The sequence below is a fragment of the Kitasatospora sp. Ki12 genome (assembly GCF_054601375.1).
The window spans coordinates 3,576,510-3,600,549 of the sequence record NZ_BAAIHT010000001.1 but is presented as its reverse complement, the minus strand read 5'-3'; the positions used below and the strand labels follow the sequence as shown (position 1 = coordinate 3,600,549).

Annotated in this window: 22 protein-coding genes; 8 read left to right on the top strand and 14 right to left on the bottom strand. The window is 72.5% G+C overall.

Annotation, left to right across the window (positions count from 1 at the left end):
- Window positions 1-25: 25 nt before the first annotated feature.
- From ACYP53_RS15885 to ACYP53_RS15875, 3 genes are all read right to left on the bottom strand, one after another.
- Complete coding sequence (locus ACYP53_RS15885) at window positions 26-1,126, bottom strand: PqqD family peptide modification chaperone (protein WP_459647741.1); 1,101 nt, start codon at window positions 1,124-1,126, stop codon at window positions 26-28.
- A 61-nt stretch (window positions 1,127-1,187) separates the two neighbouring features.
- Window positions 1,188-1,358: a hypothetical protein gene (locus tag ACYP53_RS15880; RefSeq protein WP_459647740.1), complete on the bottom strand. Its 171-nt coding sequence runs from the start codon at window positions 1,356-1,358 to the stop codon at window positions 1,188-1,190.
- A 555-nt stretch (window positions 1,359-1,913) separates the two neighbouring features.
- Entirely contained in the window at window positions 1,914-4,004 is a 2,091-nt protein-coding gene (locus ACYP53_RS15875) for an MDR family MFS transporter (RefSeq protein WP_189918301.1), read from the bottom strand.
- A gap of 337 nt (window positions 4,005-4,341) precedes the next feature.
- On the opposite strand from ACYP53_RS15875, the gene ACYP53_RS15870 reads away from it, so the two are divergent.
- On the top strand, window positions 4,342-5,526 hold the full coding sequence (locus ACYP53_RS15870; protein ID WP_459647739.1) for a peptidoglycan-binding domain-containing protein: 1,185 nt from the start codon (window positions 4,342-4,344) through the stop codon (window positions 5,524-5,526).
- 144 nt (window positions 5,527-5,670) lie between these two features.
- Here the strand turns inward: ACYP53_RS15870 and ACYP53_RS15865 are convergent, their stop codons facing one another.
- The 4 genes from ACYP53_RS15865 to ACYP53_RS15850 form a co-directional block, all read right to left on the bottom strand.
- Window positions 5,671-6,258 (bottom strand): TMEM165/GDT1 family protein, encoded by a 588-nt coding sequence (locus ACYP53_RS15865; protein ID WP_459647990.1) that lies wholly within the window; start codon window positions 6,256-6,258, stop codon window positions 5,671-5,673.
- 203 nt (window positions 6,259-6,461) lie between these two features.
- Complete coding sequence (locus ACYP53_RS15860; protein WP_459647738.1) at window positions 6,462-7,238, bottom strand: ABC transporter permease; 777 nt, start codon at window positions 7,236-7,238, stop codon at window positions 6,462-6,464.
- Complete coding sequence (locus ACYP53_RS15855) at window positions 7,238-8,851, bottom strand: dolichyl-phosphate-mannose--protein mannosyltransferase (RefSeq protein WP_459647737.1); 1,614 nt, start codon at window positions 8,849-8,851, stop codon at window positions 7,238-7,240. Before ACYP53_RS15855 ends, ACYP53_RS15860 begins: the two co-directional genes overlap by 1 nt.
- 171 nt (window positions 8,852-9,022) lie before the next feature.
- Complete coding sequence (locus ACYP53_RS15850) at window positions 9,023-10,327, bottom strand: MFS transporter (protein ID WP_459647736.1); 1,305 nt, start codon at window positions 10,325-10,327, stop codon at window positions 9,023-9,025.
- Window positions 10,328-10,472: 145 nt separating this feature from the next.
- Between ACYP53_RS15850 and ACYP53_RS15845 the strand changes: the two genes are divergently transcribed.
- Entirely contained in the window at window positions 10,473-11,054 is a 582-nt protein-coding gene (locus tag ACYP53_RS15845) for a MarR family winged helix-turn-helix transcriptional regulator (RefSeq protein ID WP_189918279.1), read from the top strand.
- A gap of 112 nt (window positions 11,055-11,166) precedes the next feature.
- Window positions 11,167-11,679 (top strand): hypothetical protein, encoded by a 513-nt coding sequence (locus tag ACYP53_RS15840; protein WP_189918277.1) that lies wholly within the window; start codon window positions 11,167-11,169, stop codon window positions 11,677-11,679.
- 108 nt (window positions 11,680-11,787) lie between these two features.
- Here ACYP53_RS15840 and ACYP53_RS15835 read toward each other — a convergent pair whose 3' ends face one another.
- From ACYP53_RS15835 to ACYP53_RS15825, 3 genes are all read right to left on the bottom strand, one after another.
- Window positions 11,788-13,593 (bottom strand): glycosyl hydrolase family 18 protein, encoded by a 1,806-nt coding sequence (locus ACYP53_RS15835; protein WP_459647735.1) that lies wholly within the window; start codon window positions 13,591-13,593, stop codon window positions 11,788-11,790.
- A 291-nt stretch (window positions 13,594-13,884) separates the two neighbouring features.
- Window positions 13,885-14,610 carry an FxLYD domain-containing protein gene (locus ACYP53_RS15830; RefSeq protein WP_229928738.1) on the bottom strand — a complete coding sequence of 242 codons (726 nt, stop codon included), beginning with the start codon at window positions 14,608-14,610 and terminating at the stop codon, window positions 13,885-13,887.
- Between the two features lie 211 nt (window positions 14,611-14,821).
- Window positions 14,822-15,382, bottom strand: coding sequence for a DoxX family protein (locus ACYP53_RS15825; RefSeq protein WP_189918273.1), 561 nt, complete (start codon window positions 15,380-15,382; stop codon window positions 14,822-14,824).
- Window positions 15,383-15,542: 160 nt separating this feature from the next.
- On the opposite strand from ACYP53_RS15825, the gene ACYP53_RS15820 reads away from it, so the two are divergent.
- Window positions 15,543-16,277 (top strand): MarC family protein, encoded by a 735-nt coding sequence (locus ACYP53_RS15820; RefSeq protein ID WP_459647734.1) that lies wholly within the window; start codon window positions 15,543-15,545, stop codon window positions 16,275-16,277.
- A gap of 71 nt (window positions 16,278-16,348) precedes the next feature.
- Here the strand turns inward: ACYP53_RS15820 and ACYP53_RS15815 are convergent, their stop codons facing one another.
- Together ACYP53_RS15815 and ACYP53_RS15810 are read right to left on the bottom strand one after the other, a co-directional pair.
- On the bottom strand, window positions 16,349-16,888 hold the full coding sequence (locus ACYP53_RS15815; RefSeq protein ID WP_459647733.1) for an NADPH-dependent FMN reductase: 540 nt from the start codon (window positions 16,886-16,888) through the stop codon (window positions 16,349-16,351).
- 79 nt (window positions 16,889-16,967) lie between these two features.
- Entirely contained in the window at window positions 16,968-17,402 is a 435-nt protein-coding gene (locus tag ACYP53_RS15810) for an Lrp/AsnC family transcriptional regulator (RefSeq protein ID WP_189918261.1), read from the bottom strand.
- 214 nt (window positions 17,403-17,616) lie between these two features.
- Here ACYP53_RS15810 and ACYP53_RS15805 point away from each other — a divergent pair, with 214 nt between their 5' ends.
- The 3 genes from ACYP53_RS15805 (at window position 17,617) to ACYP53_RS15795 (ending at window position 20,332) form a co-directional block, all read left to right on the top strand.
- Window positions 17,617-18,447 carry a tryptophan 2,3-dioxygenase gene (locus ACYP53_RS15805; protein ID WP_459647732.1) on the top strand — a complete coding sequence of 277 codons (831 nt, stop codon included), beginning with the start codon at window positions 17,617-17,619 and terminating at the stop codon, window positions 18,445-18,447.
- Window positions 18,448-18,464: 17 nt separating this feature from the next.
- A complete protein-coding gene (gene kynU / locus ACYP53_RS15800; protein WP_459647731.1) occupies window positions 18,465-19,697 on the top strand; it encodes a kynureninase in 1,233 nt (410 codons plus the stop codon).
- 137 nt (window positions 19,698-19,834) lie between these two features.
- Window positions 19,835-20,332, top strand: coding sequence for a F0F1 ATP synthase subunit B family protein (locus ACYP53_RS15795; protein WP_189918255.1), 498 nt, complete (start codon window positions 19,835-19,837; stop codon window positions 20,330-20,332).
- On the opposite strand, the gene ACYP53_RS15790 is transcribed toward ACYP53_RS15795, so the two are convergent.
- On the bottom strand, window positions 20,329-21,390 hold the full coding sequence (locus ACYP53_RS15790) for a hypothetical protein (protein ID WP_459647730.1): 1,062 nt from the start codon (window positions 21,388-21,390) through the stop codon (window positions 20,329-20,331). The two genes, ACYP53_RS15795 and ACYP53_RS15790, sit on opposite strands and share 4 nt — an antisense overlap.
- A 76-nt stretch (window positions 21,391-21,466) precedes the next feature.
- Between ACYP53_RS15790 and ACYP53_RS15785 the strand changes: the two genes are divergently transcribed.
- On the top strand, window positions 21,467-22,096 hold the full coding sequence (locus ACYP53_RS15785) for a TetR family transcriptional regulator (RefSeq protein WP_459647729.1): 630 nt from the start codon (window positions 21,467-21,469) through the stop codon (window positions 22,094-22,096).
- 120 nt (window positions 22,097-22,216) lie between these two features.
- On the opposite strand, the gene ACYP53_RS15780 is transcribed toward ACYP53_RS15785, so the two are convergent.
- Complete coding sequence (locus ACYP53_RS15780) at window positions 22,217-23,761, bottom strand: choice-of-anchor A family protein (RefSeq protein WP_459647728.1); 1,545 nt, start codon at window positions 23,759-23,761, stop codon at window positions 22,217-22,219.
- Window positions 23,762-24,040 lie beyond the last annotated feature (279 nt).

Here is a 24,040-nt window from a genome sequence, read left to right as displayed (position 1 = left end):
CGGTCGGACCGGGCCGAGGAGGTCGTCAGACCGTGCTGAGGACGGCGAACGGCTCGGTCCCCACGAGCTCCCGCTCCTGCAGCGACGCGAGGATCTTCGTCACCCGCTCCGCGGTGAGCGCCTTGAGCACCGGCACCCGCTCGGCCAGCTGCTCGACCGCCGCGACGACCTGCTCCGGCCGTCGGCCGTCGCACAGTGCCCAGACGAAGGCGGCCGGGTCGCGCAGCAGCAGCTGGCGGCGCAGCTCCCAGTGCAGCAGGACGCCGTCGCTCTGCCGCAGCACGTTGTACGAGGGGTTGCGCCACAGGCCGCCCTCGGCGCCGGCGGGCGTCCACGAGGGCCAGGCGTCGAGGGCGACGCCCTGACCGCCGAGCAGCTGGCTCGCGGCCACGCAGGTCTGGACGAAGAAGATCAGGCGCTCGGCCTCGCCGATGCCCTTGTCGACCCAGGTGCCGCGCTGGTAGTCGACGAAGGTCTCCATCGGGAAGCCCTCGACGGGATTGCGGGCCAGCTGCTTGTAGACCCACTTCTTGCTGTAGTAGAGGTCGCCCGAGGCGGCCGTCATGGCCTTGCCCGCGTACGCCACCAGCTCCTGGCCGACCAGCGCGGCGGTGGCCACGTCGCCGTCGGCGCTGGCACCGAGGAAGTCCTCGAAGTGGCCGTTGATCGCGATGGCGGAGTAGTTGACGGAAACCTGGCGGATCGCCGGGACGGAGGCCTCGATCCGCTTCTTCAGCTCGGTGAGCACCGGTGAGTCCACCACGATCTCCGAGGTGTACAGCCGGCAGACGAAGTCGAGCTTGGAAGGCAGTTTGTGCAGGTCGGTCAGATTGTCCCGGCGGAGCTCGAACGAGGTGACCTCGCCGACGGCCTCCTCGACGAAGGCCAGCGTGTACCGTTCGACGTCGACCCGATGCCCGTCGACGTTGTACTGGGAGACGTCGTCGAAATCCTCCTCGTTCCGGTACAGAACGAAAAGGTCGGCGTCACTGGTGGGATTACCGAGCCCCGCGGTGAGACTACCCGCGATGTAGATGGAGTCGATCTCCCCGTTGTTGTTCTCGGCGAGCACGCGGGCGAGCTTGCGGGCCGCTTCCATCTTCTCATCGATAATCGACGATGCCACGCTCGAATAATCCCTTCCGATGATGTGGCGGGGGCCGGAAAGGCCCCCGCCACGGCCTTCATCAAATGTTCGCGATGTTGGCGATGTTGGCAATGTTGCCGATGTTGGCGATGTTGCCAATGTTCGCAATGTTGCCAATGTTGCCGATGTTGGCGACGTTGGCCGCGTTGTCGGAGTCCGACTCGAACTCGACGATGTCGTCCTCGACCTCGATGACGTCCAGGTTCTCCATTTCGCACCTCCTCACACAAGCTCGTCGCCCCGGATCGGGGCGGGACTCCAGGCCGGCGAGCGCAGGCCTGTGATCGGCCGCGCCACCGCAGCGCGAAGGCATGCGGGGGCACGGCCGAAACCTAGGGAGGAAATTCAGAAATTACGCCGCAGGGCGGGTCCGCCGCTGTTGCGGCGACCGCTTTCAGCCGCGCGGTGAAATCCGGGAGGGAACCAGGGCGAGCCGCCTGGAAAATGGTGCGAAGCCGCGCATGAAAGATCCCCGTTCCCCGTTTGCCCCCCACCGGCACTTCAGGCGGTGGGCACTTCCCCGTTGCTCCGTCTCATTCAGAGCTCGTTCAACTTAACGATCACTTGAGGACATGTCAACGGCCTTCGAACAAAGGAATCCGGGAAAATCCTGGGAATGATATCGGGACTTGTCCCCCCCTTTACCCTCTCACCACTCACGTCCGATTTTGTCCGGAACATGCGGATCGGGGCGATGCCGAGCCGGGCCCTCCGGACGTGATGACGCCCAGTCAGTTCACGTGGTGGAGACATGACTTGGCGACGATCAGAACGATCGTCCCTCGCCCCGGTACGGCGGCTCCGGCCCGACCGGGTCGGGGCGGTCCCGTCGGTCGGCGCACAGGGTCGAACTGAGCCTGGTGAGCAGCTCGGCGAGGTCCGCGTACCGGTTCTCGTCCCAGTCCCCCAGCAGCTCGGAGAGCTGGGTGCGCCGGGCCGCGACCAGCCGCAGCGCCGCCTCCTCCCCCGGTTCGGTGAGCCGCAGCGGCAGCCCGCCGGTCCGCGCGGCCAGCCCCCGGCCCTCGACCTCCCGGACGGCCTCCTCGACGACGGCGACCGGCACGATCCGCCGCTCGGCCAGCTCCGCCGGCTCGACCGAGCCGTGCTGGTGCATCTGCAGGAGCAGCCAGCTGGAGGCGGGCAGCAGGTCGAGCCCGGCGGTCGCGGTGATCCGGCGGAAGAGGTCGCGCCGGGCGTCGCGGCTGCTCAGCACCGAGAGCGCGCGGGCGATCTCGTCCAGGGAGGTGCGCTCGACCGGGTTCAGCCCGATGGACTCGCTCAGGTCCGGCGCGGTGACGGTGGAGCGCAGTGTCTGCTCGCGCAGGAAGAGCGACAGCACGAAGGCGACCACCGCGACCGGCACCGCGTACAGGAAGACCCTGGTGATCGACTCGGCGTACGCGTGGTAGATCCCGGGCTGGACGGCGGCGGGCAGCCGGGGGATGACCCTCGGGTCGGCGGTGACGGTCTCGGGCCGGAACCCGGGCGGCAGTGGCACTCCCGCCAGGGCCTCGGCGAGCCGGTCCCGCAGCCCGCTCGCGAAGACCGTCCCGAAGATGGAGACGCCGAAGGAGGCCCCGATGGAGCGGAAGAAGGTCGCGCCCGCGGTGGCGACGCCGAGGTCCTCGTAGCCCACCGAGTTCTGCACGATCAGCACCAGCACCTGCATCACCAGGCCCAGGCCGAGGCCGAAGACCAGGAAGTAGCCGCTCATCTCGGCCGTGCCGCTGTGCTCGTCCAGCCGGGAGAGCAGCAGCAGCCCGACGGTCGTCAGGGCCGTCCCGGCGATCGGGAACACCCGGTAGTGGCCGGTGCGGGCGACGATCTGGCCGGAGCCGATCGAGGTGACCAGCATCCCCAGCACCATCGGCAGCATGTGGATGCCGGACATGGTGGGCGAGACCTGCACGACCACCTGGAGGAAGGTCGGCAGGTAGGTGAGCGCGCCGAACATCGCGAAGCCGATCACGAAGGAGATCACCGCGACCAGGCTGAAGGTCCGTGAGCGGAACAGCCGCAGCGGCAGCACCGGTTCCGCCGCCGACCGCTCCACCTCCACGAAGGCGAGCAGCAGGACCAGCCCGAGCACCCCGAGGCCGACGATCTGCCAGGAGGACCAGGCCCAGGTGGTGCCGCCGAGCGAGGTCATCAGCACCAGACAGGTGGCGACGGCCGCGATCAGGGCGGTGCCGGGGTAGTCGATCCGGTGCTCGCGCCGCACCTCCCGCCCGTGCAGCACCGCGGCGATCACCAGCAGGGCGACGACGCCGACCGGCAGGTTGACGTAGAAGACCCAGCGCCAGCTGAGGTGGTCGACGAACAGCCCGCCGAGCAGCGGTCCGAGGACGCTGGTGACGCCGAAGACGGCGCCGAACAGGCCCTGGTAGCGGCCGCGGTCCCGGGGCGGGACGAGGTCGCCGACGATCGCCTGGGAGAGCACCATCAGTCCGCCGCCGCCCAGGCCCTGCAAGGCCCGGAAGGCGATCAGTCCGCCCATGTCCTGCGCGACCCCGCAGAGCACCGAGCCGAGCAGGAAGATCACGATGGAGGCCTGGAAGAAGCGCTTCCGGCCGTACATGTCGCCGAGCTTGCCCCAGAGCGGGGTCGCGGCCGTGGAGGCCAGCATGTAGGCGGTGACCACCCAGGAGAGGTGCTCGAGGCCGCCGAGGTCGCTGACGATCGTGGGCAGCGCGGTGGAGACGATGGTCTGGTCGAGGGCGGCGAGCAGCATCGCCAGCAGCAGGGCCCCGATCGGCACCCAGAGCCTGGGGACGGCGACCGCCGGAGGACCGGGCGCGCCGGTCGGGCCGGGTTCGCCGGTCGGGCCGCGGTCGGACGCGGCGGCCGGATCCGTCATGGCGTCTCCGTGGGCATGGCGTCTCCGTAGGGGTCGCGGGCCCCGGCTGCCGGGTCCGTGCGGATGATCACTCCCAGCTCACCATGCTGGCAGATTCGTCCCGTTTTGTTCCTTCGGGTTGAGCCGAACGTAAGCACCGGGGACATCCGGGGCCGCCCGGCCGTTCTCCGGGGAGCCAACCGGCACCAACCGGCACAACCCTCCCGCTGGGAGCCGGACAGCCCTGTGCACCCTCCTGGCCGTCCTGCATAATCAGGCGCGATCCTGCGCCCGGGCCCCGCCCGGAGCCGCCCGAAACCGTCCACCAGAACGACCCGAAACCGAGGAGGACCGGCCGATGCCGGACCAGCACTGCCCGACGTGCGGCACCGCGCGCTCGACCGGGTGCGGCTGCGTCCCGGACCCGAGCCTCACCGAGACCGCCGTCCTCCCCCACGTCGAGGGCCCGCCACTGGTCCGCCCCTATGTGCCGCAGACCGCGGACCAGGTGGCCGAGGAACCGTCGGCGCACACCCCGGTCGTGGACCCGTTCGCGACCGCCGTGCTGCCGCCGGTCGCCCCCGGCCGGCCGCCCGTCGCCACCCGGCAGCCGCCGCTCGGCCCGGACGCGGACGCCTACGCCACCACCGTGCTGCCGCCCGTCCCGCTCGGACAGGCCCCGCTCCGGCCGGACGCCGACGCCTACGCCACCACCGTGCTGCCCCCGGTGCCGCCCTCCGGGCCGGGCGCCTACGCGGCCCCGCGGCCGCCGGCCCCCGACGGGTACGGCGCCGGGCACGGGTCGGCGTACGGGGCCGCGCCCGGCGCCGGGGGCGAGATCGGCGTCTTCCCCTTCGACAACGCCCCGGCCGGGCCCGCTCCGGAGGCCACCGGCGGCCGGGCCGCGCGCCGGGCGGCCGAACAGGGCGCCAGGAGCCCGCTGGCCGAGCGCAAGGGGCTGCTGGTCGGGATCGGCGCCGCGCTGGTGGCGCTCACCATCGGCGTCGCGTACGCCGTGACGCCCTCCTCCGACCCGCAGACCCGGCAGGCGCAGCCGCTGCCGACCACCACCCTGGTGCCCGCGCCGGTGGACCCGGTCCCGTCGGCGGTGCCCACCGCGACCACGCCCGCGCCGAGCAGCGAGGCGCCGAGCCCCTCCGCGACGCCCACCCGCAAGCCGACGCCGACGAAGACCCCCACCCCGACGCCGACGCCCACCCCCACTCCGACACCCACGCCCACCCCGACCGCCACCCCCACTCCGACGCCCACCCCGACCCCCACGCCGACGCCGACGCCGACCGCCGCGCCCATACCGCGCGTGCTGCAGATCGGGATGACCGGGCCGGACGTCAAGGACCTGCAGCAGCGCCTGTACGCGGCCGAGTGCGGATTCGTCGACAGGTCGATCATCACCGGCACCTTCGACTACTGGACCCGGTCGGTGCTCAGCAGCTACCAGAAGGAGAACCGGATCAAGGGCGAGGACGGCGTCTACGGCCCGAAGACCCAGACCGTGCTCGCCGCCGACCCGGGCTGCTGACCTTCCGCCCCGGGCTGCTGACCTTCCGCCCCGGGCCGCTGACCTTCCGACCCGGGCCGCTGACCTTCCGCCCCCGGACACGCGAACGGGCGGCGCCCGCACCGGCGGACGCCGCCCGTCGGGCGCGACGTGGAGCCCGGGCCGTCAGCCGGTGATCGCCCCGACGGTGCTGACGCCCGCCAGCACCACCATGATCGACGCGGCCACCCGGACGATCAGCTTCATCGGCACGTGCTTGAGCAGCTTCTGCCCGCCCACGATGGCGACCCCGCCGACCGCGCAGAGCGCCAGCCAGGAGCCGATGCCGACGGCCAGCGGGTCGGCGTACTTGGCGGCCAGGTTGGCGGTCATGATCTGCGTCAGGTCACCGAACTCGGCGATCGCGACGACCACGAAGCTGGCCCCGGCGACCTTCCAGAAGCTGTTCGAGGACGGCTCCTTGGCCGCGTGCCCGTCCTCGTCCCCGCCGCCGTGGAACAGCAGCATCGCCGCGCCGGCCAGGAACAGCGCACCGGTGACGCCCTCCACCCAGCGGTGCGGCAGCAGCGACAGCAGGTGCCCGGCGGCGAGCGCGATGCCCACCTGGAGGGCGAAGGCGGCGGCGATGCCCGCGAAGACGTAGCTCGCCCGGTACTTGGTGCCGAGCACCAGGCTGGCCAGCGCGGTCTTGTCCGGCAGTTCGGCCAGGAAGATGATGCCGAAGGTCAACACGGCAACGGAGAAACTCATCAGGGGGGGCTTCCTCGGTCGGGCTGCCGGACCTCCGCAGCTCCGTCAGGGGACGCTTCGGCCCGACAGCACTGGTCATGGTCACAGCACTGCGGCCGAAGGTCTCGCCGGCAACGCTCTGCGAGCGGTGCCCCGGGCGCCGGGCCCCTGGGGGCCAGTATGTCGACGGTCCGGTGGAGGGCTACTCCCCTTCAACGTCCCCAAGCCTACCGGACGACGTCGAACGACCCGACCGTCACCCGTCCCCGGCCCACCAGTTCCAGCACCACCACGATCGCCACCGACTCCACCGCCAGCAACCCGACCAGCACGAACAGCTGGACCGCCCCCGCCTGGACCGGCGAGGCCCCGCCGATCAGCATCCCGACGAAAGCCCCCGGCAGGGTGACCAGCCCGACCGTACGGGTCTGGTCCAGGGCCGGGACGAGCGAGGTCGCCGCGGCCGTCCGGCAGATCTCCAGCCGTGCCTCGCGCTCCTCGAAGCCGAGCGCCAGCGCCGCCTCCACCTCCCCGCGCCGCTGCCGCAACTCGTCCAGGGCGCGCCGCCCGGCCAGCGAGGTCGCGGTGAGCGCGCCGCCGATCAGGATGCCCGCGACCGGGATGACGGACAGGCCCTTCGCCGGCAGCAGCCCGACGCCCAGCAGCAGGGCGAGCACCGGCAGCACCCCGGCCCCGATCGGCGCCGCCGCCCAGACCCAGCCCGGCCCCGGCGTCATCCGCCGCCCGGCGGTGCGCACCGCCACCGAGAACATCACCAGCACGAACAGCGCCGACCACCAGAGCGAACCGACCACCCAGGTGATCACCGCCGCGACGGCCGCCAGCTGCGCCACCGCCCGCAACCCGGCCCGCAGCACCGCGTGCCCGTGGCCGAGCAGCCCCCGCCCGGCCACCGCCACGGCGGCCAGCAGCAGGACGGCGGTGACCACCCCGAGCAGCGGGGTGACCGGCAGCAGCTGCGCGCCGGACGCCGCAAGATCCATCAGATCCAGCTGGTGAACCACATCCGGTCCTGCCAGGACGACATCGGGATCACCTCCGCCGTGTACAGCGGGTAGAAGAAGGCGAAGCAGCCGACGATCGCCAGTACGACCGCCCCGGCCCCGATCGCGCCGATCCGGCGGCGCCCGCGGCTGCAGCCCGCCGGGCCGAGCATCGCGCCGAGCATCTGGGCCACGGCCAGGCACAGGAACGGCACCAGTACGACCATGTAGAAGGAGAAGATCGTCCGCTCCTGGTACCGGAACCAGGGCAGGTAGATCCCGGCCACCGCGCACAGCACCGCGCCCGAGCGCCAGTCCCGCCGGAAGAACCAGCGCCACAGCAGGTAGACCAGCGCGAAGCAGGCCGCCCACCACAGGAACGGCGTGCCCAGGCCCAGGATCTGCGCCGAGCAGCCGCCGGAGGAGGTGCAGCCGCGGCTGCCGTTCGGGACCTGCTCCCAGTACATGGAGACCGGGCGGCCGTCGACCAGCCAGGCGAAGGGGTTGGACTGGTAGGTGTGCGGGGTGCTCAGACCGGTGTTGAAGTCGTACATCTGCGAGTGGTAGTGCCAGAGGCTGCGCAGCGGCCCCGGCACCCAGCTCATCGACACCTGCGGCAGCGGGAGGCCGAGGAGGCTGTCCGGGGAGAGCCCGGCGCGGCCGTCGGCCCAGTGCCGGTCGTACCCGCCCTCGCCGTTGCCTCCGCTGAGCAGCCAGCCGCCCCAGGAGCCGACGTACACCACCAGGGCGGAGCCGACCATGGCGAGCAGGGCGGGCCCGGCGTCCCGGCGGAGCATCGAGCGCCAGGGGCGGCGGGCGCCGGCCCCACGGCGGCCGGACTGGTCCCAGAGCACGGTCAGGACGCCGAAGGCGGCGAGGACCGGGGCGCCGTTCCACTTGACCGCGCAGGCGGCACCGATGAACACCCCGGCCGCGATCCGCCAGGGGCGCCACCCGAGCCGCACCCGGTCGGGGTTCCCGCCGGCCGCCAGCCGGGCGCGGGCGTGGTCGCGGTCGATCAGCAGACTGCCGAAGGAGGCCAGCACGAAGAACATCTGGATGCCGTCGAGCAGCCCGACCCGGCTCATCACCAGCTGCAGGCCGTCCACCGACATCAGCAGGGCCGCGGTGCAGCCGACCAGTGTGGAGCCGAAGAGCCGGCGGCCGATCCGGGCCAGCATCAGGACGGTGACGGTGCCGAGCAGGGCGGTCATGAACCGCCAGCCGAAGGGGTGCAGACCGAACAGCTGCTCGCCGATCGCCATCACCCATTTGCCGAGCGGCGGGTGCGCAACGAACTCCGGCGCGGAGCCGAGCGGGACGGACTGCGGGACGGCCAGGATGTCGGCGTTGGCGTGGTCGGGCCAGCTGCCCTCGTAGCCCTGCCGCAGCAGCGACCAGGCGTCCTTGGGGTAGTACGTCTCGTCGAAGACGAAGGCCTTGGGGTAGCCGAGGTGCCAGAACCGCAGCAGACCGGCGAAGAGCGCGACCGCGATCGGCCCGAGCCAGCCGGAGCGGTCGGCCGCCCAGCGGACCGGGCCCCCGCGCGGGGCTGGTGCGGGGGCGGCGGGGGCCGGGGCCGCCGGGGGGTGCGTGAGCGCCGCTTGCGTCATTGCCTCGCCGATTTCGCCTGTCTGCTCTGCCCGGCACCCGGCGTCGCGGCCGGATCCGGGCGGTCAACAGCCACTGACACTATGTGGCGGTGGTCGTGAAGCCAAGCGCGACGGGCGCCGACCAGGTGACCCGGTCGGCGCCCGTTTCGAACGCTTTTGCGCACCCCTGCGCTACGCGGCGGTCTGCAGCTCCCGGACCGGGACGGTACGGACCACGACCGGCGCGGCGTTGTCCTGCTCCGGCGTGAGGTGCGGACGCAGCCGCAGCGCCAGCATGACGATCAGCAGCGTCGAACCGGCCATCGCCGCCAGGTAGAGCGGCCAGGTGCCGGAGCCGACCAGCAGCACGCCGACGGCCGGGCCGACCGCGATCGCGATCTGCTTCACCAGGGCGTACCCGGCGTTGTAGGTGCCGAGCAGCCGGGCCGGGGCGAGGTCCGCCACGATCGGGCCCATGGTGGGCGCGAGCAGCGACTCGCCGACGCCGAAGAGGGCGTAGATCGAGACGATGGCGACCGTGGCGGCCATGGTCTCGGTCCGGATCAGACCGGCCACCAGGGCCATCGCCCAGGCACCGAGCCAGACCAGCCCGGCCGCGGCCATCGCGGTGGTGCGGCGGCGGCGCGCGGTGATCCGCACCATGAACATCTGCAGCACCACGATGGTCAGCGCGTTGGCGCCGATCGCGAGGCCCAGGGTGGAGGGCGCGGTGCCGACGGTGTCGGTGGCGAAGGCCGCGACACCGGACTCGAACTGGCCGTAGCAGGTGAAGAAGATCAGGCCGGCGAGCAGGCAGAGCCGCAGCATCGCCTTGTCGGCGACCATCGCGCGCAGACCGGTCGGGCCGTCGTTCTTGCCGTGGACGACGCTCAGCTGGACCCGCGGCATCCGGGCGGTGCCGGTGACCAGCGCCAGGCCGAGGAAGGTCACCGCCTCGATGGTGAACAGCCGGGTGAGGCTGGCCGGGTCCGCGACGTTCACGATCTGCCCGCCGACCAGCGCGCCGATGCCCATGCCCAGGTTGACCAGGGTGAACTGCAGCGCGAAGGCGTGCGAGCGGGTGGCCGGCGTCGAGCAGCGGACGATCATCGTGGCGAGCGCCGGCTGGCAGGTGGTGACACCCGCGCCGAACAGGAAGGAGGAGACCAGCAGGGCCGGGGTGTCGGTGGCGTGGCCGAAGGCGAACGCGCCGGTGGCGGCGAGCGCCGTACCGGCCAGCAGCACCGGACGGGGACCGTACCGGTCGATGCCGCGCCCGGTGAACGGCAGCACGGCCAGGGCCGCCAGCGCGAAGACGGTGAACACCATCCCGGCCGCCAGCGAGCCCAGCCCGCGCACCTGGTCCACGTACACGAACATGTACGGCATCGTGAACCCGCTGCCGAACGCGCTGAGCGCGTTGCCGATCTGGACGCGGCGCAGCCGGCTGCCCGCCCCACGTCGCTGCTGCCCCTGCTGCTTCACCGTGCCGGTCACCGTGCACATCCCTTCCGAGGTTTCGACTGGATACTCTTAAGTCCAGAAGATTTCAGAGCTAAAGTCTGTCGAGATAAAGTCTTAGCACCGGAAGGCTGCGGAGTCAAAGGCTTAAGGAGTGCACCCTCGTGCGACACTGGTCCGCATGACTACGGACAAGCCGGCGCCGGCTGCCGACAAGCCCGCCCCGGCCACCCCCCTGGAACTCGGCATCGCCGAGCAGGTGGCCCTCTACCAGCGGGAGTTCCCCATGGTGGACCCCCAGGTGGAGACCATCGTGCAGACCCTCAACCGGGTCTCCCGGCGGATGGGCGTGGCGTACGACCGCCAGCTGACCGTGCTCGGAATCACGTCCGCCGAGTGGGAGGTGCTCAAGGCCCTGGTGGTCTCCGGCAGCCCGTACCGGCTGGGTCCGAGCGAGCTGGCCAAGCGGCTCGGGCTGACCCCGGCGGCGATGACCCACCGGATCGACCGGATGGTGGCCGACGGCCTGGTCACCCGGGAACGGGACGAGTCCAACCGGGTGCGGGTGATCATCGAGCTGACCGAGGCCGGCCGCGACAAGTGGCTGGAGTCGATGCGGATGGCGGCGGTCTTCGAGGAGGAGCTGCTCCAGGACGTCGTGGGCGAGGAGCGCACCGCGCTCGCCGCCCTGCTGGCCCGGATGCTCCGCCGGATCGAGGAGAGCCGCCCGGACGCCCCGGGGCGGACCGCCGACCTGGGCTGAGCACGGGCGAGGACTCCAGGCCCACGGAATCCCATTGGCATCAGGCCTTTCATATGCCAATCTGCGTGGCGCTATAAGACCACTGAGATTCCGTTACCGATGGGCCTTCACCATGCCGCTCAAGCGCACCTCCGCCCTGCTCGCCACCGTCATCGTGGCCGGGCTCGGGCTCACCGCCTGCAACAACGACAGCTCGTCCACGGCCGCCCCGAGCAGCGCCGCGGCCACCACCCCGGCCGCCGCCCCCGCCTCCTCCGCCCCGGCGGCCGCCCCGAGCGCCTCGCAGCCGGCGGCCGCTCCGGCCACCACCCCGGCCGCCCCTGCGGCAGGCGGGGCCGTGCCCACCAACGCGGTCGTCGGCGGCAAGACCAGGCCCGCCGACCTGCCCGCCGACATCCCGCTCCCCCCGGGGAAGATCACCCTGGTCAACGGCGCGGCCGGCGCCTACATCATCACCTGCGAGGCCACCGCCGGCGACTACGCCAAGTACGAGGCGGCGCTCAAGGCCGCCGGTTTCGAGGTGACGTCCGCGGGCAACGGTTCGGGCCTCGCCGAGAAGGGCGAGAGCAACCTGGTGATCACCAGCTCGGCGACCACGATCACGGTCACCTACGCCAAGATCTGAGCGGCCGGACACGACGGGCGGCCCCGGACGAGATCGTGCTCGTCCGGGGCCGCCCGCGTTCGGCGCGAGGGTCCGCCAGGCCCCTCGGTGGTTCGGTGGTGCGGTCGGTCAGCAGGGGCCGTTGTCGGTCCAGACGCCCCACTGGCCGCTCAGGCTCGGGTCCTCGCCCTTGGTCCACCACTTGTTGGTGTAGTAGTGGCCCTTCCACGAGACCTTGGTGCCGCCGGCCGCGTAGGTGGTGTTGGCGTCCCAGCTCGGGGCGGCCGAGCAGGTGGCCGGCGTGGTCGGAGTGCCGGTCGGGGTGCCCGTGGGCGTGCCGGTCGGGGTGCCGGTCGGGGTGCCGGTCGGCGTCTGGGTCGGGGTCGGGGTGCCGGTCGGCGGGGCCGGGCACCCGGCGGCGGAGCCGTTGGTGGCGGTCACCATCGTGTCGAACAGGGCGGTCTTGGTGCCCAGGTCGTACATCGAGAAGGCGAAGGAGCCGCCGAGGCCGTTGCAGTGCGCGTAGTCGAGCTTGGCCTGGATCGACTTGGCGTCCTCACCGCTCCAGAAGGTGGTGCCGTCGTAGAAGTACGTGGCCTTGGCCTCGTCGTCCCAGAAGGTCTTCGCCGGGTTGTCGACGAAGCCCGCGAGCTCCTTGTACATCTGGATGCCGGGGACGTTGCCGGACATCGCGGCACCGGCCGCGGGGCTGGCGGCGGGCTGGAAGAGGCCGTGCTTGCCGTTGTCCTTCACGCCGGTCCAGCCGCGGTAGTAGAACGGCACGCCCATGTTGATCTTGTTGGCGGGGAAGCCGCCGGGGATGCCGTACTCCGCGTCGCCGACCGTCCAGGCCTTGATGGCGTTGTCGATCGAGTACTTGCCGTTGCCCGGCTTGGCCGGGGTCGACGGGTCGCCCGGGGCGGAGTAGAGCGGCGCCTGGTGGTTGGTCGGACCCTGCGCGTCCCAACCGCCGTGCATGTCGTAGGTCATGACGTCGAGGAAGGTCAGGTACTGGCCGACCTTGTCGGTCTCGACGTTCATGATCTTGTCCTGGCCGGCGCCGACCGCCGCCGACAGGGCGTAGGTCTTGCCGTCGGCCTTGCCCTGCGCGTCCAGCTGGGTGCGGAACTCCTTCAGCAGGGCCGTGAAGTTCTGCTTGTCGGCCGGGCTGGAGAGGTTGCCGGCGTGGCCGCCGCCGCCCGGGTACTCCCAGTCGATGTCGACGCCGTCGAAGACGCCGGCCGCCGTGCCCGGGCCGCCGTAGCCGGCCTCCGAGGGCAGGTTGCCCTTGATGAACATGTCGAGACAGGAGGAGACCAGGTGCTTGCGCGAGGCGTCCGTCGCGGCCGCCGCCGAGAAGAACTTGGAGTAGGTCCAACCGCCCAGCGAGATCAGGACCTTGAGCTTGGGGTTCTTCGCCTTCAGCTTCTTCAGCTGGTTGAAGTTGCCCGCGATCGGCTGGTTCCAGACGTCGCCGACGCCGTCGACCGAGATGTCCGCGCCGAAGCTCTTCTGGTAGTCGGCGAACGCGTCGCCCGCGCCGTCGCCCGCGTTGGGGTTGTTGTCGTTCGTGTCGGCGGCCTTGGTGGCCTCGAAACACCCGAGGTCGGTCGGGTGGATGTTGGCGAAGTCGTAGATCAGGTAGTCCAGCTTCCCGGCCGCGCCGGTGTCCTGGATCGTCTTCGGGTAGTACCCGTTCGCGTAGATCGACCACTGGTCGAAGTAGGCGACCTTGATGCCGCCGCTGGTGGCGGGCGCCCCGGTGGAGTTGGTGGTCGCGGCGTTGGCCGCGCCGCCGCCGGACAGCGCGAGGCCCGCGCCGAGCAGCAGGGAGGCGGTGGTGCCGGCCGCGACGGCGGCCAGGCTCTTCGGGCGGCGTCGGCGGCCGCCCTGCGGAGCCGGGGTCCCGGCCCTTTCAATGCGTGAGCGCAGCATGGGTGCGTGACTCCTGGTTGTGGGGGTCCCCGCCACCGCCCCGGGGGCGCGCGTCCGGGGTGGGGCCGGACGACCGGGACATGACAGGAATGGGTGGGGAATCGTGCGGGATCAGGCCATGACGGACACCGGGATGTGCCGAACCGGCGCCGGCGGCACGAGGCCGTCGGCGCCGGTTCAGGGGCTCCCTGCACCTGGGCAATAAAAATGGACTAGACCAACTCGCCCGTCAAGGGGTCCCGTTGGGCCTTGAGCCCCGCTTAAGGTTCCGCTCCCGTGCTGAGCTGCGCGTCAGTACCGGACGGCGTTCGCCACCTCGGCCTTGACCGTGCCCGACAGGTCCCGGTTGCCGTGCGCGGTGGCCTGGGCGCTCTGCCCGGCCATCACGTCCTGGACGGTCACCGCGGTCGCGTCGAGGACCTTGCCCGAGCCGTCGGTGAAGTTCACCTGGATCACGTACCGGTACGACTGCTGGCCGTGGTTGGTGACGGTCAGCTGTACCTGCGGTTTGCCGTCCGAGCCGGTGGTCACCTCCCCGGCGGCCACGTCCGCCTTGGCGTCCAGCCCGCCCTTGACCCCGGCCAGGGCCGAGGCGGCGTCGGACACCGCCGCCGAGGCCTGCGCCTCGACCGAGGCCAGCGCGGACCCCGCCCCGCCGGCCACCGAGGCCAGCGCCGACCCGGCCCCGCCCGCCGCCGAGGCCAGCGCCGAGGCGGCCGAGGCGGCCGCGCCCGCACCCTTCTCCACCGCGGACGCCGCCTGGGAGGCCACACTGCTCGCGGACTTGCCCGAGGAGCAGCCCGCCAGCACCGCGAAGCCCAGCAGGGCGGCGCTCACCACCCAGGCCACCGAACGCCGTCGACCGCGCAGCGGGGGCGCGTCCAGGTCCTGCGCGGTGACCCTGGGGCCCGGGGCGGCGACCCTCGGGCCCGCCGTCGAGCTCGGGCCCGCTGTCGCGCTCGGCGCGGTGGCCGTTCGGCTCGGGGCGGTGGCCCGGGTGAGCGGCTGGCGGTCCATGCGGTCCCTCGTTTCCGGTCGGCCGGTCTGCGGTCGGTGGTCTGCGGTCCGTGGTCTGCGGTCGGCGCCGGGCTGCCCGGCACGCCTCCCCGCCCACGTTCCGAGCGCCCGGAAGCAGCCGCCAGCAGGACTGCTGCCTCCGGGTGACGCCACCGACCGCGGACCGCGGACCGGCCGACCGCGGGCCGCGGACCCGGCTCCCCGGGCCCTGTCAGGACAGCCCCGAACCCTCCTGCTCGTCCGCCTCCACCGCGGCCCGCTCCTCGCGCAGCCGCACCACGTGCCGACGGCGCGCCACCACGCCGTACGCCCCGGCCGCGCTCGCCACGAAGGTGAACAGGCCGACCCAGGGACGGTCGAAGACGTGGCCGGTCGCGTGGTCCAGCGAGTACCGCCCGGCCCCGGCCAGGCCGATCGCCAGCCCGGTCGCGCCGAGGAAGGCCGGGTACTCGTAGCCCCCGGACATCGCGAAGAAGCCGGCCGGGGCGTGCACCGCCACCGCGCCCGCCATCGTCCCGGCCACCACCGCGCCGGCCGCCGGGGTGGCCAGTCCGGCCACCAGCAGCGCCCCGCCGCCCGCCTCGCCGAGGCCGGCCGCGATGGCGCTCTGCCGGGCCGGGTGGAAGCCCATGTGGTCCATGGCCTGGGTGGTGCCCTCCAGGCCGCCGCCCCCGAACCAGCCGAACAGCTTCTGGGTGCCGTGCGCGATCAGCACCCCGCCGACCGCGCTGCGCAGGGCCAGCAGGCCCAGGTCCTTACGGTTCAGGCACATGTCGCATCCTCGATTCCACGGCGTGGTCCCCGCCGGTGGCGGCGCCGGTGGTCGTGCCGGTGGGGCCCGCCGGCGTGGCGGTCCTGTCTCCATAGCAACCGAGACCGTCCACCCGTTCGAGCCGGGGCCGCCATCCGGGCGAATTCGTCGGCGATCGGGAATGAACCGGGAGACTCGCCACGGCCCCGGGGAGACGGACACCACGCCGGTCGCGGGGCGTGGCGGGTCGGCCGTCCGGGGCCCCGAGGTCATGCTGGGCGGCATGTTCGTCTTCAACCTGAGCAGCGCGTTCATCACCTTCTTCGCCGTGGTCGGACCGCCGAAGACCCTGCTGGCCTTCGCCCGGCTGGCGACCACCCGCAGCACCCGGGAACTGCGGCGGCTGGCGGCCTGGAGCACGGTCATCTCGGCGGTGATCGGCCTGGTGCTCGGATTCTCGGCGGACCAGGTGACCAGCCTGTTCCACATCAGCGACCAGTCGCTCCAGCTCGCCGGCGGTCTGATCTTCTTCGTCTACGCGGTCGCCCTGGTCTTCGGCGTCCACCTCGGGGGCGAGGCCGAGGAGGACGAGCACCTGCCCAACCCGCTGGTGGACGGCATCCGCGAGCTGCTGCTGCCGTACATCGCCAGCCCGCTCGCGGTGACGGCCGTCCTGGTCGCCTCGCTCAACCGGGACGGCCTGGCCTGGAAGGCGACCGTCGCCGGGGCGTACGCGGCCGTCACGGTGATCAACTACGTCTGCGTGGCCCTGCTCGCACCGCTGATGCGGCGCACCCACCGGACCTCGCTGGAGGTGCTCTCCCGGCTGCTCGGGCTGCTGCTGGCGGCGGTCGGCGTGGAGCTGTTCCTGGAGGGCCTGGCCGGGCTCGGGGTGCCCCTGCCCTCGGCGCACTGAGCCCGCCGCGCCACGGCCGGTCGTCGGCCGGACGGCGGCCGGGCCCCGCTCAGGCCCCGCTCAGGCCCCGCTCAGGCCGCCGCCAGCTTCGCCAGCACCTCGCCGATCCGCTCGCGCACCAGCGGATCGGCGACCAGCCCGTCCGGGCCGACCGCCCCGCGCTCCAGCGGGATCCGCGCACAGGCCGCGTCCACCACGGCCGCGCCGGTGTAGCCGAGGACGGTGCGCAGGGTGGCCTCGGCGCCCCCGCCGCGCCCCGGGCCGGCGGCGTTGATCCAGGCGGTGGGCTTGTCCGAGATCTCCACCCCGCCGACCGTCCAGTCCAGCAGGTTCTTGAACGAGCCCGGCAGCGTCCCGGCGTACTCGGGCGTGCAGACCAGCAGCGCGTCGGCCGCCTCGATCGCGGCCCGCAGTTCGGCCACCGGCTCCGGCAGCGGATCGGTGTCGTGGTCCGGGTTGAAGTGCGGCAGCCCGGCCAGCCCGGTGTAGTACGTGGTCCGCAGGCCGGGGGTGGCGGCGGCCACGGCGGCCGCGGTGCGCAGCACGGTCTCGTTGGTGGAGCCGGCCCGCAGGCTCCCCGGCAGCAGCAGGATGTGGCGCTCGTTCGACATGGGCCGGAACCTACTCCTTGACGTCCGCGTCAAGGCCAGCGGGCCGCCGCCCGCCCTCCCGACTCTCCCGCCCTCCCGGTCAGCGCGGAGCCAGCGGCCGCCAGGGCACCGGACTGGAGAGGATCATCGAGCTGGACGGCTGGCCGTACGCGCCGAGCCGGTCGCACAGCGCCTCGAACTCGGCCATCGTCGGCACCGCGACCAGCAGCACGCAGCAGGCCCCGCCGGTGACCCGGTGCAGCTGGAGCACCTCGGGCCAGGTCGCCACCTCGGGGTCGCGCAGCAGGCAGCGCGGGCCGTAGCACTGGATCTGCACCAGCGCGGTGATCGGCAGCCCGGCCCGGGTGGGGTCCACGTGGGCGTGGTAGCCGCTGATCACCCCGTCGGCTTCCAGGCGGCGGACCCGTTCGGCCACCGCGGGTGCGGACAGGCTCACCCGGCGGGAGAGTTCGTTGTACGAGAGCCGGGCATCGGCCTGCAGCTCGGCCAGCAGGCGGCGGTCGACGGCGTCCATGGCGGCTCCCCGGGGTGTTCGGATCAAGGGATTTTCGTTCGTAAAGCGAATCAGCCGAACGCCTCGCGAACGACAGCTCCGACGGCGGTTGCGGTATCCGTCGACCATTCAAGCGGGGGCCGCCACCGCCGCACAATGGGCACCCGGTGGAACCGGGCAATCCGGCTGGTTCACCGGAGCGGGCCAGGCGCCCGACGGATCAGGAGGAATCGGGATGGGGCACGACACGGTGGAGACACCCAACCTGTCGTTCGGTCGGGGCGGGGCGCCGCGTCGGAGCACCCCGTACGCCGAGTACGTACGGCTGGAGGAGCTGCACAGCCTGCAGCACCCGCGCGGCAAGGAGCCCGCGGAACTGTCGTTCATCATCACCACCCAGGTGATGGAGCTGCTCTTCGACCTGCTGCGGCACGAGTGGACGCTCGCCCGGCAGGCGCTGCGCGAGGACGACCTCCCCGCCGCGCTCGCCGCGCTGCGCCGGGGCACCCACGCGCAGGACGTGCTGGTGGAGTCCTGGGACCTGCTGGCCACCATGACGCCGCAGGAGTTCAACTCCTTCCGCTCGCTGTTCGGCGAGGCGTCCGGCTTCCAGTCCGCGGCCTTCCTGCACCTGGAGTTCACGCTCGGCAACAAGAACGCCGCGCTGCTGGCCATGTACGACGGCATGCCGCGCACCCAGGAGGAGCTGGTCGAGGCACTGCGCTCCCCCGGGCTGTACGACGAGGCGCTGGCGCTGCTGGCGCGGCGCGGACTGGGCCCGCTCCCGGAGCCCTCCGAGCAGCGCTACCGCCCGTCCGAGGAGGCCGCCGCGGCCTGGCGCCGGGTGTACACCGAGCCGGAGTTCGCCGCGCTGCAGCCGCTCGCCGAGGCCCTGCTGGACGTCGCCGAGCGGGTCACCCGCTGGCGCCAGCGGCACCTGTCGGCGGTGAAGCGGACGATGGGCGCCAAGCCCGGCTCGGGCGGCTCCAGCGGGTTGACCTGGCTGCGCAAGTCGGCCGAGCAGGACGTGTTCCCGGAGCTGTGGACGATCCGGGACGAGCTGTGAGCGAGGAGAACGGGCACATGGGCATGACCACGCGCGAGGACTGCGCGGCGCTGGACGCCGTCGATCCGCTGGCGGCGTTCCGCAAGGAGTTCTCGCTGCCGGACGGGGTGATCTACCTGGACGGCAACTCGCTGGGCGCGCTGCCGGTGCGCACGCCGGAGCGGGTGCGCCAGGTGGTCGAGGAGGAGTGGGGCCGGGAGCTGATCCGCAGCTGGAACGACGCCGGCTGGTTCGAGCAGCCGTACCGGCTGGGACGGCGGATCGCGCCGCTGATCGGGGCCGATCCGGCGGAGGTGGTCGTCTGCGACACCACCTCGGTCAACCTCTTCAAGGTGCTGTCGGCCGCGCTACGGCTGCGCCCCGGCCGGCGCACGGTGCTCGGCGACGCCGAGGCCTTCCCGACCGACCTGTACATCGCCGAGGGCGTGACCGGCCTGGTCGAGGGCGCGCGCAGTGCGCTGATCCGGCCCGAGGAGCTGGACCGGCACCTGGACGGGGACGTCGCCGCGGTCGTCCTCTCACAGGTGGACTACCGCACCGGCGAGCTGCTGGACATGCCCGGGATCACCGCCCGGGTGCAGGCCGCGGGCGCGCTGATGATCTGGGACGTGTGCCACGCGGTAGGCGCGCTGCCGGTCGAACTCGGCGCCGCCGACGCGGACTTCGCGGTCGGCTGCACCTACAAGTACCTGAACGGCGGCCCCGGTTCGCCGGCCTTCCTGTACGTCGCCGAGCGGCACCTGGCGGCCGGTCCGCTGCAGCCGCTGAGCGGCTGGTTCGGGCACGCCCGCCCGTTCGCCTTCGAGCCCGGGTACGACCCCAAGGCGGGCATCGGCCGCTTCCTGACCAGCTCACCCTCGCTGCTCGGCCAGGCCGCCCTCGACGCCTCGCTGGACGTCTGGGAGCGGGCCGACCTCGCGGCGGTGCGGACGAAGAGCCTGGCGCTGACCGACCTGTTCATCTCGCTGACGGAGAGCCTGGACGGGATCGAGGTGGTGACCCCGCGCGAGCACGCCCGGCGCGGCAGCCAGGTCGCCCTGCGGCACGCCGACGGCTACCCGGTGGTGCAGGCGCTGATCGAGCGCGGGGTGATCGGCGACTTCCGCGCGCCGGACCTGATGCGCTTCGGCTTCACCCCGCTCTACCTGTCCTACACCGAGGTCTGGGACGCCGCCCGGCAGCTGGCCGAGGTCCTGGAGAGCGGCGAATGGCGGGCGGAGCGCTTCTCCCGCCGGGGCGAGGTCACCTGACCGGGGCCGTCACCCGACGAGCCGGAAGCGGCAACCTCCCCGGCGTCGTGACGAAGCTCATCCCAGGGTCGAGTTCGACCACCGTCGACCCAGGGAAGGCTGCCGCTTGACGGCACGTCGGACCACGGGGAGGTTGCGTGAATCTCGAACTCGGCCCGCTCAAGCCCGAACCGGCCCCGCTGGCCCTCGGCCTGGCGCTGTTCTTCCTGATCCTCTGGACGCTCGGCCGGCACCTGCTCCCCCGCATCGAACGGGTGCAGGCCGAACGCCGGGAGGCCACCGAGGGCCGCGCCGAGCACGCCGAGGCCCTGCGCGCCGAGGCCGAGGCCGTCCGCGACACCCACCTGCGCGAACTGGCCGAGGCCCGGCACCAGGCGGCCCGGATCCGGGAGGACTGCACCGAACGCGGCGCGGCGGCGATCGCCGCGGCCCGGGCGGAGGGCCTGCGCGAACGGGACGAGCTGCTCACCACCGGACGCGCGCGGATCGCCGCGGACCGGGCCGCGGCGGCCGAGCGGCTCCGCCAGGACGTCGGCGAGTTGGCCGTCACCCTGGCCGGGCGGGTGATCGGCGAGCCGGTGCACGAGGTCGCCGCCCGGCGCCGCACGGTGGAGCGGTTCTTCGAGACGAACTAGCCTTCCCGGCAGGCTGGTTCGGATGTTTCGGCCGTTGCGCTCGGTTCGGTCGGTCCGGATGTTGCGCTCGGCTCGGTCGGTCCGGCCGGTTCGCTCGGCTCGGCCGGTTCGGCCGGTTCGGTCAGTTCGGCGACCAGCTTCCGGTAGGTGTCGAACGCCGGCTTGCGCGAGTAGTCGTCGCGCAGCAGGCCGAAGTGGTGGAACAGCCCCGCCCCCGCGCTGTCGGCGTCCCGCAGGGCGAAGAACGCGTAACCGGTGACGGCGAGTTCGGCGGCCAGCCCGGCGACCGTCCGCACCACCTCCTCGACCACCTCGGCCTGCCGCGCCTCGCTCCGCCCGGGGCCGGTGGGCCACCCGTTCTCGCAGACCCGCAGCGGGACGACGGCCCCGATGCCGGCCCGGGGCAGCCAGTCCCGTCGGAAGGCGGTGACCACCGCCCGTACCGCGTCGGCGAGTTGCCCGGGCGGCACGGGCCGGAAGACGTCCGGGAAGAAGTCCAGGCCGACGTAGTCCAGGGCCCGGTGGAAGCGCTCGTCGGCGAGCTCGCCGAGTTCGGACCAGAAGGTGTCCGCGGGGTCGAAGGACGGCACCGCGTTGAAGCCGACGGCCAGCTCGTCGTACCCGCGGGCCAGCGCCTCCTCCTTGGCCGCGACCACGCCCTCCACCACCGCCCGCCGGACGTTGGGGATGCCGCCGTCCACGGGCGGCAGGTCGAGGTTGGGCTCCTCGCAGATCTGGAGGAAGGCGACCCGGTGGCCCTCGGTCCGGACCGTCTCCCGGACGAAGTCCAGCCAGCCCGCCAACTCCCCGCTGCGGTCGCGGTACTGGAGCACCAGGTCGAGCCTGCGCCCCTCGACCGCGTACTGCTCGGGCCGCTCCGGCGCGCGCCCGGGATCGCCGTACGAGCGGTAGGCGCGGACCAGGAACTCGCCTGCCCCGCCCTGGAGTTCGCGCAGGGCCGCGGTGATCAGCGCCGGGTCGTCGGGGCGGACGGGCGCCAGCACACCGCTGTCGTCGCCGAGCAGTCCGCCGGGGTAGATGCCGAAGGTGAAGGTCATGCCGTCACCGTAGCCGATATTCTTGGTGTCACTGCAAGTTTTATGTGACTCCATGATTCTGTCGTAGGATCCCGTCATGGGACTTCGCGAACTCAAGAAGCAGCAGACCCGGGACCTCCTGGCCGACACCGCCATGGGCCTGTTCGCCGAGCGCGGGTTCGACCAGGTCACGGTCGTCGAGGTGGCCCGGGCCGCCGGGGTCTCCCCCAACACGGTCTTCAACTACTTCCCGACCAAGGAGGACCTGTTCTTCGACCGGCAGGACGCCGTGATCGCCCATCTGGCCGAGGTGGTCCGCCGCCGCCCGGCCGGCAGCTCCGCGGTGGACGCCGTCCGGGCCGACCTGCTGGCCGCGGTCGCGGACGGGGAGCCCACGGTCGGACTGAACCCGCGGATGGCGACGTTCTGGCGGATCGTCACGGACAGCCCCGCGCTGCGCGCCCGACTGCTGGAGCTCGGCGAACGCGCGGAGGGGGCACTGGCCGCCGTCCTGGCCGAGGAGGCGGGAGCCGCCCCGGACGACCCGCTCCCGCACGTGGTGGCCGGCACCGTCGCGGGCGCCCACCGGGCGGTCCTCGCCGAGATCCGGCGGGCCGTGGTGGCCGGCGAATCGGCCGAGGATATCCGCCCCCGGATCGAGACGGCGGTGGACCGGGCCTTCGCCCTGCTCGCCTCCGGGCTCGCGGACTACCCGGCGCAGCGGTAGCCCGGTACCCCTGGAGTTCCGGGTACGACACAGGCCGCCCGGTCGGATCGACTCGGGCGGCCTGTACGCCGGCCGGCTGCTCGGGCGCGCTCGGCGCCGTTCAGCCGTCGTGCGGGGCCGTCAGCTGTGGCGGCCGCGGCGGCGGGCGGCCATCACGGCCAGACCGCCGAGGCCGAGCAGGCCGACGCCCGCCAGACCGAAGACCACCGGAGCGTTGCCCGCACCGGTGGAGGGCAACTCACCGCCGCCGCCCGGGTGGTGGCTCGTCGGCTGCTTGGTCGGGTGGTGGCTGGTCGGGGCCGGGCCCGCGCTCGACGTGGACGCGCTGGCCGACGGCGAGTGGCTGCTCGGGGTCGGGGAGGTGGGCGCCGGCGAGGTCGGCGTGGGAGACGTCGGGGACGGGGACGTCGGGCTCGGCGAGGTGGGAGACGGGGAGGTGGGGGACGGGGAGGTCGGGGACGGAGAGGTCGGCGTGGGGGACGTCGGCGACGGAGACGTCGGGCTCGGCGAGGTCGGCGAGGTCGGAGACGGAGAGGTCGGCGAAGGAGACGTCGGCGAAGGAGACGGCGAGGAGGAGGTCGGCGACGGGCTGGGCGTCACCGTGCACTCCGGCAGGTCCCCGTCGAACGGGTAGCTGTGGATCTCGTAGCCACCGGTACCCGTGTGGATCAGGTTGCCCGCCAGGTACACCCGGCCGTTCATGCCCGGCTGGGCGATGGTCGTGGTGCCGCCCGGGTTGCCGGCCATGACGGAGCCCTGGAACTGGGCGCTGCCGAGGATCTGGGCCGAGGTCGCGGTCGGGAAGTTGTACATCAGCTTCGAGCGCATATCGGTGGTCTGGTCGCCCGCCAGACCGGTGCCCGTGTAGGTGTTGATGATCGGGCTGTCGCCGATCATGTTGACCACGACGGTGGCGCCGGCCGGGATCTTGGTGAAGGCGAGGCCGATCTGTCCGCCGGTCGGCGAGGCGAGGTTCTGGGTGACGTTGAAGACCTGCCGCATGCTGGTCCCGTCGCCGGTGAAGGTCGCCGTACCGAAGGCGATGTCGACCTGGCCGGTCGGGGCGGACCGACCCACGCAGTCGGAGATCTCCTCGATCTGGGTCAGCACCGTCTGGTAGGGCGCGGCGGCGTTGGCGTCCTGGATCGACTGGCCGGTGGGGTCGATGCTGACGGTGCCGCTCACGCTGCCCGCGTGGCGCAGGTTGCCGAAGGCCGCGCCGTGCGAGTCGCTGCCGCCGATCAGGATGGAGTTGCCGGTCTTGACGTCGACGGCGCCACCGGTGGTCACGAAGTCGCTGCCGTTGGGCGGCACCACGCGCGAGCCGACGCCGACGACGCCCATGTTGTAGATGCCGCCGCCGTTCTTGTCGACGGTCAGGTTCCCCAGGGTGACGATCTTGCCCTCGGCCTCGGCGGCGCGGCCGTTCACCGTGTAGTTGCCGCCGGTGAAGACGTTAATGCTGGCGTCCCGCCCGGTGAAGTCGCCGTTGTTCGGCGGCGTCGGCCAGGTGGCGGGACAGGAGGGCCCGGTGCAGGCGCCCAGCGGCGGGGCCAGCGGCGCGGCCGAACCGACCGTCAGCACGGCGGCCAGCGGCAGCGCGGCCACGACGGTCGCGACCGCCGCGCGGACGGCCCGGCGACCACGGGTGGCGGGCGTTCTCACGGCGGTCGTTCGGTGATCCGGCGAACCGGTGGCCTGACCCATCGACAATTCCTCCGCGCATAAGAGAAAGGGCAGGCGCTCGGACGACCTGCCGTTTTCCATGACATCTGCCGTCGATCCCACAGATCCGGGACATCCAACCCTAAATCAGGTGATTCGCACCCTCTCGACCCTCAGGTCGCATCCGACATTCATACGAACGGAGCACCGGTCTCCCGGGAACACCCGGTCGGCGGGCGGCGGCACCCCTCTCCGGCGGGGCCCGGGTTGGAGCTAGGT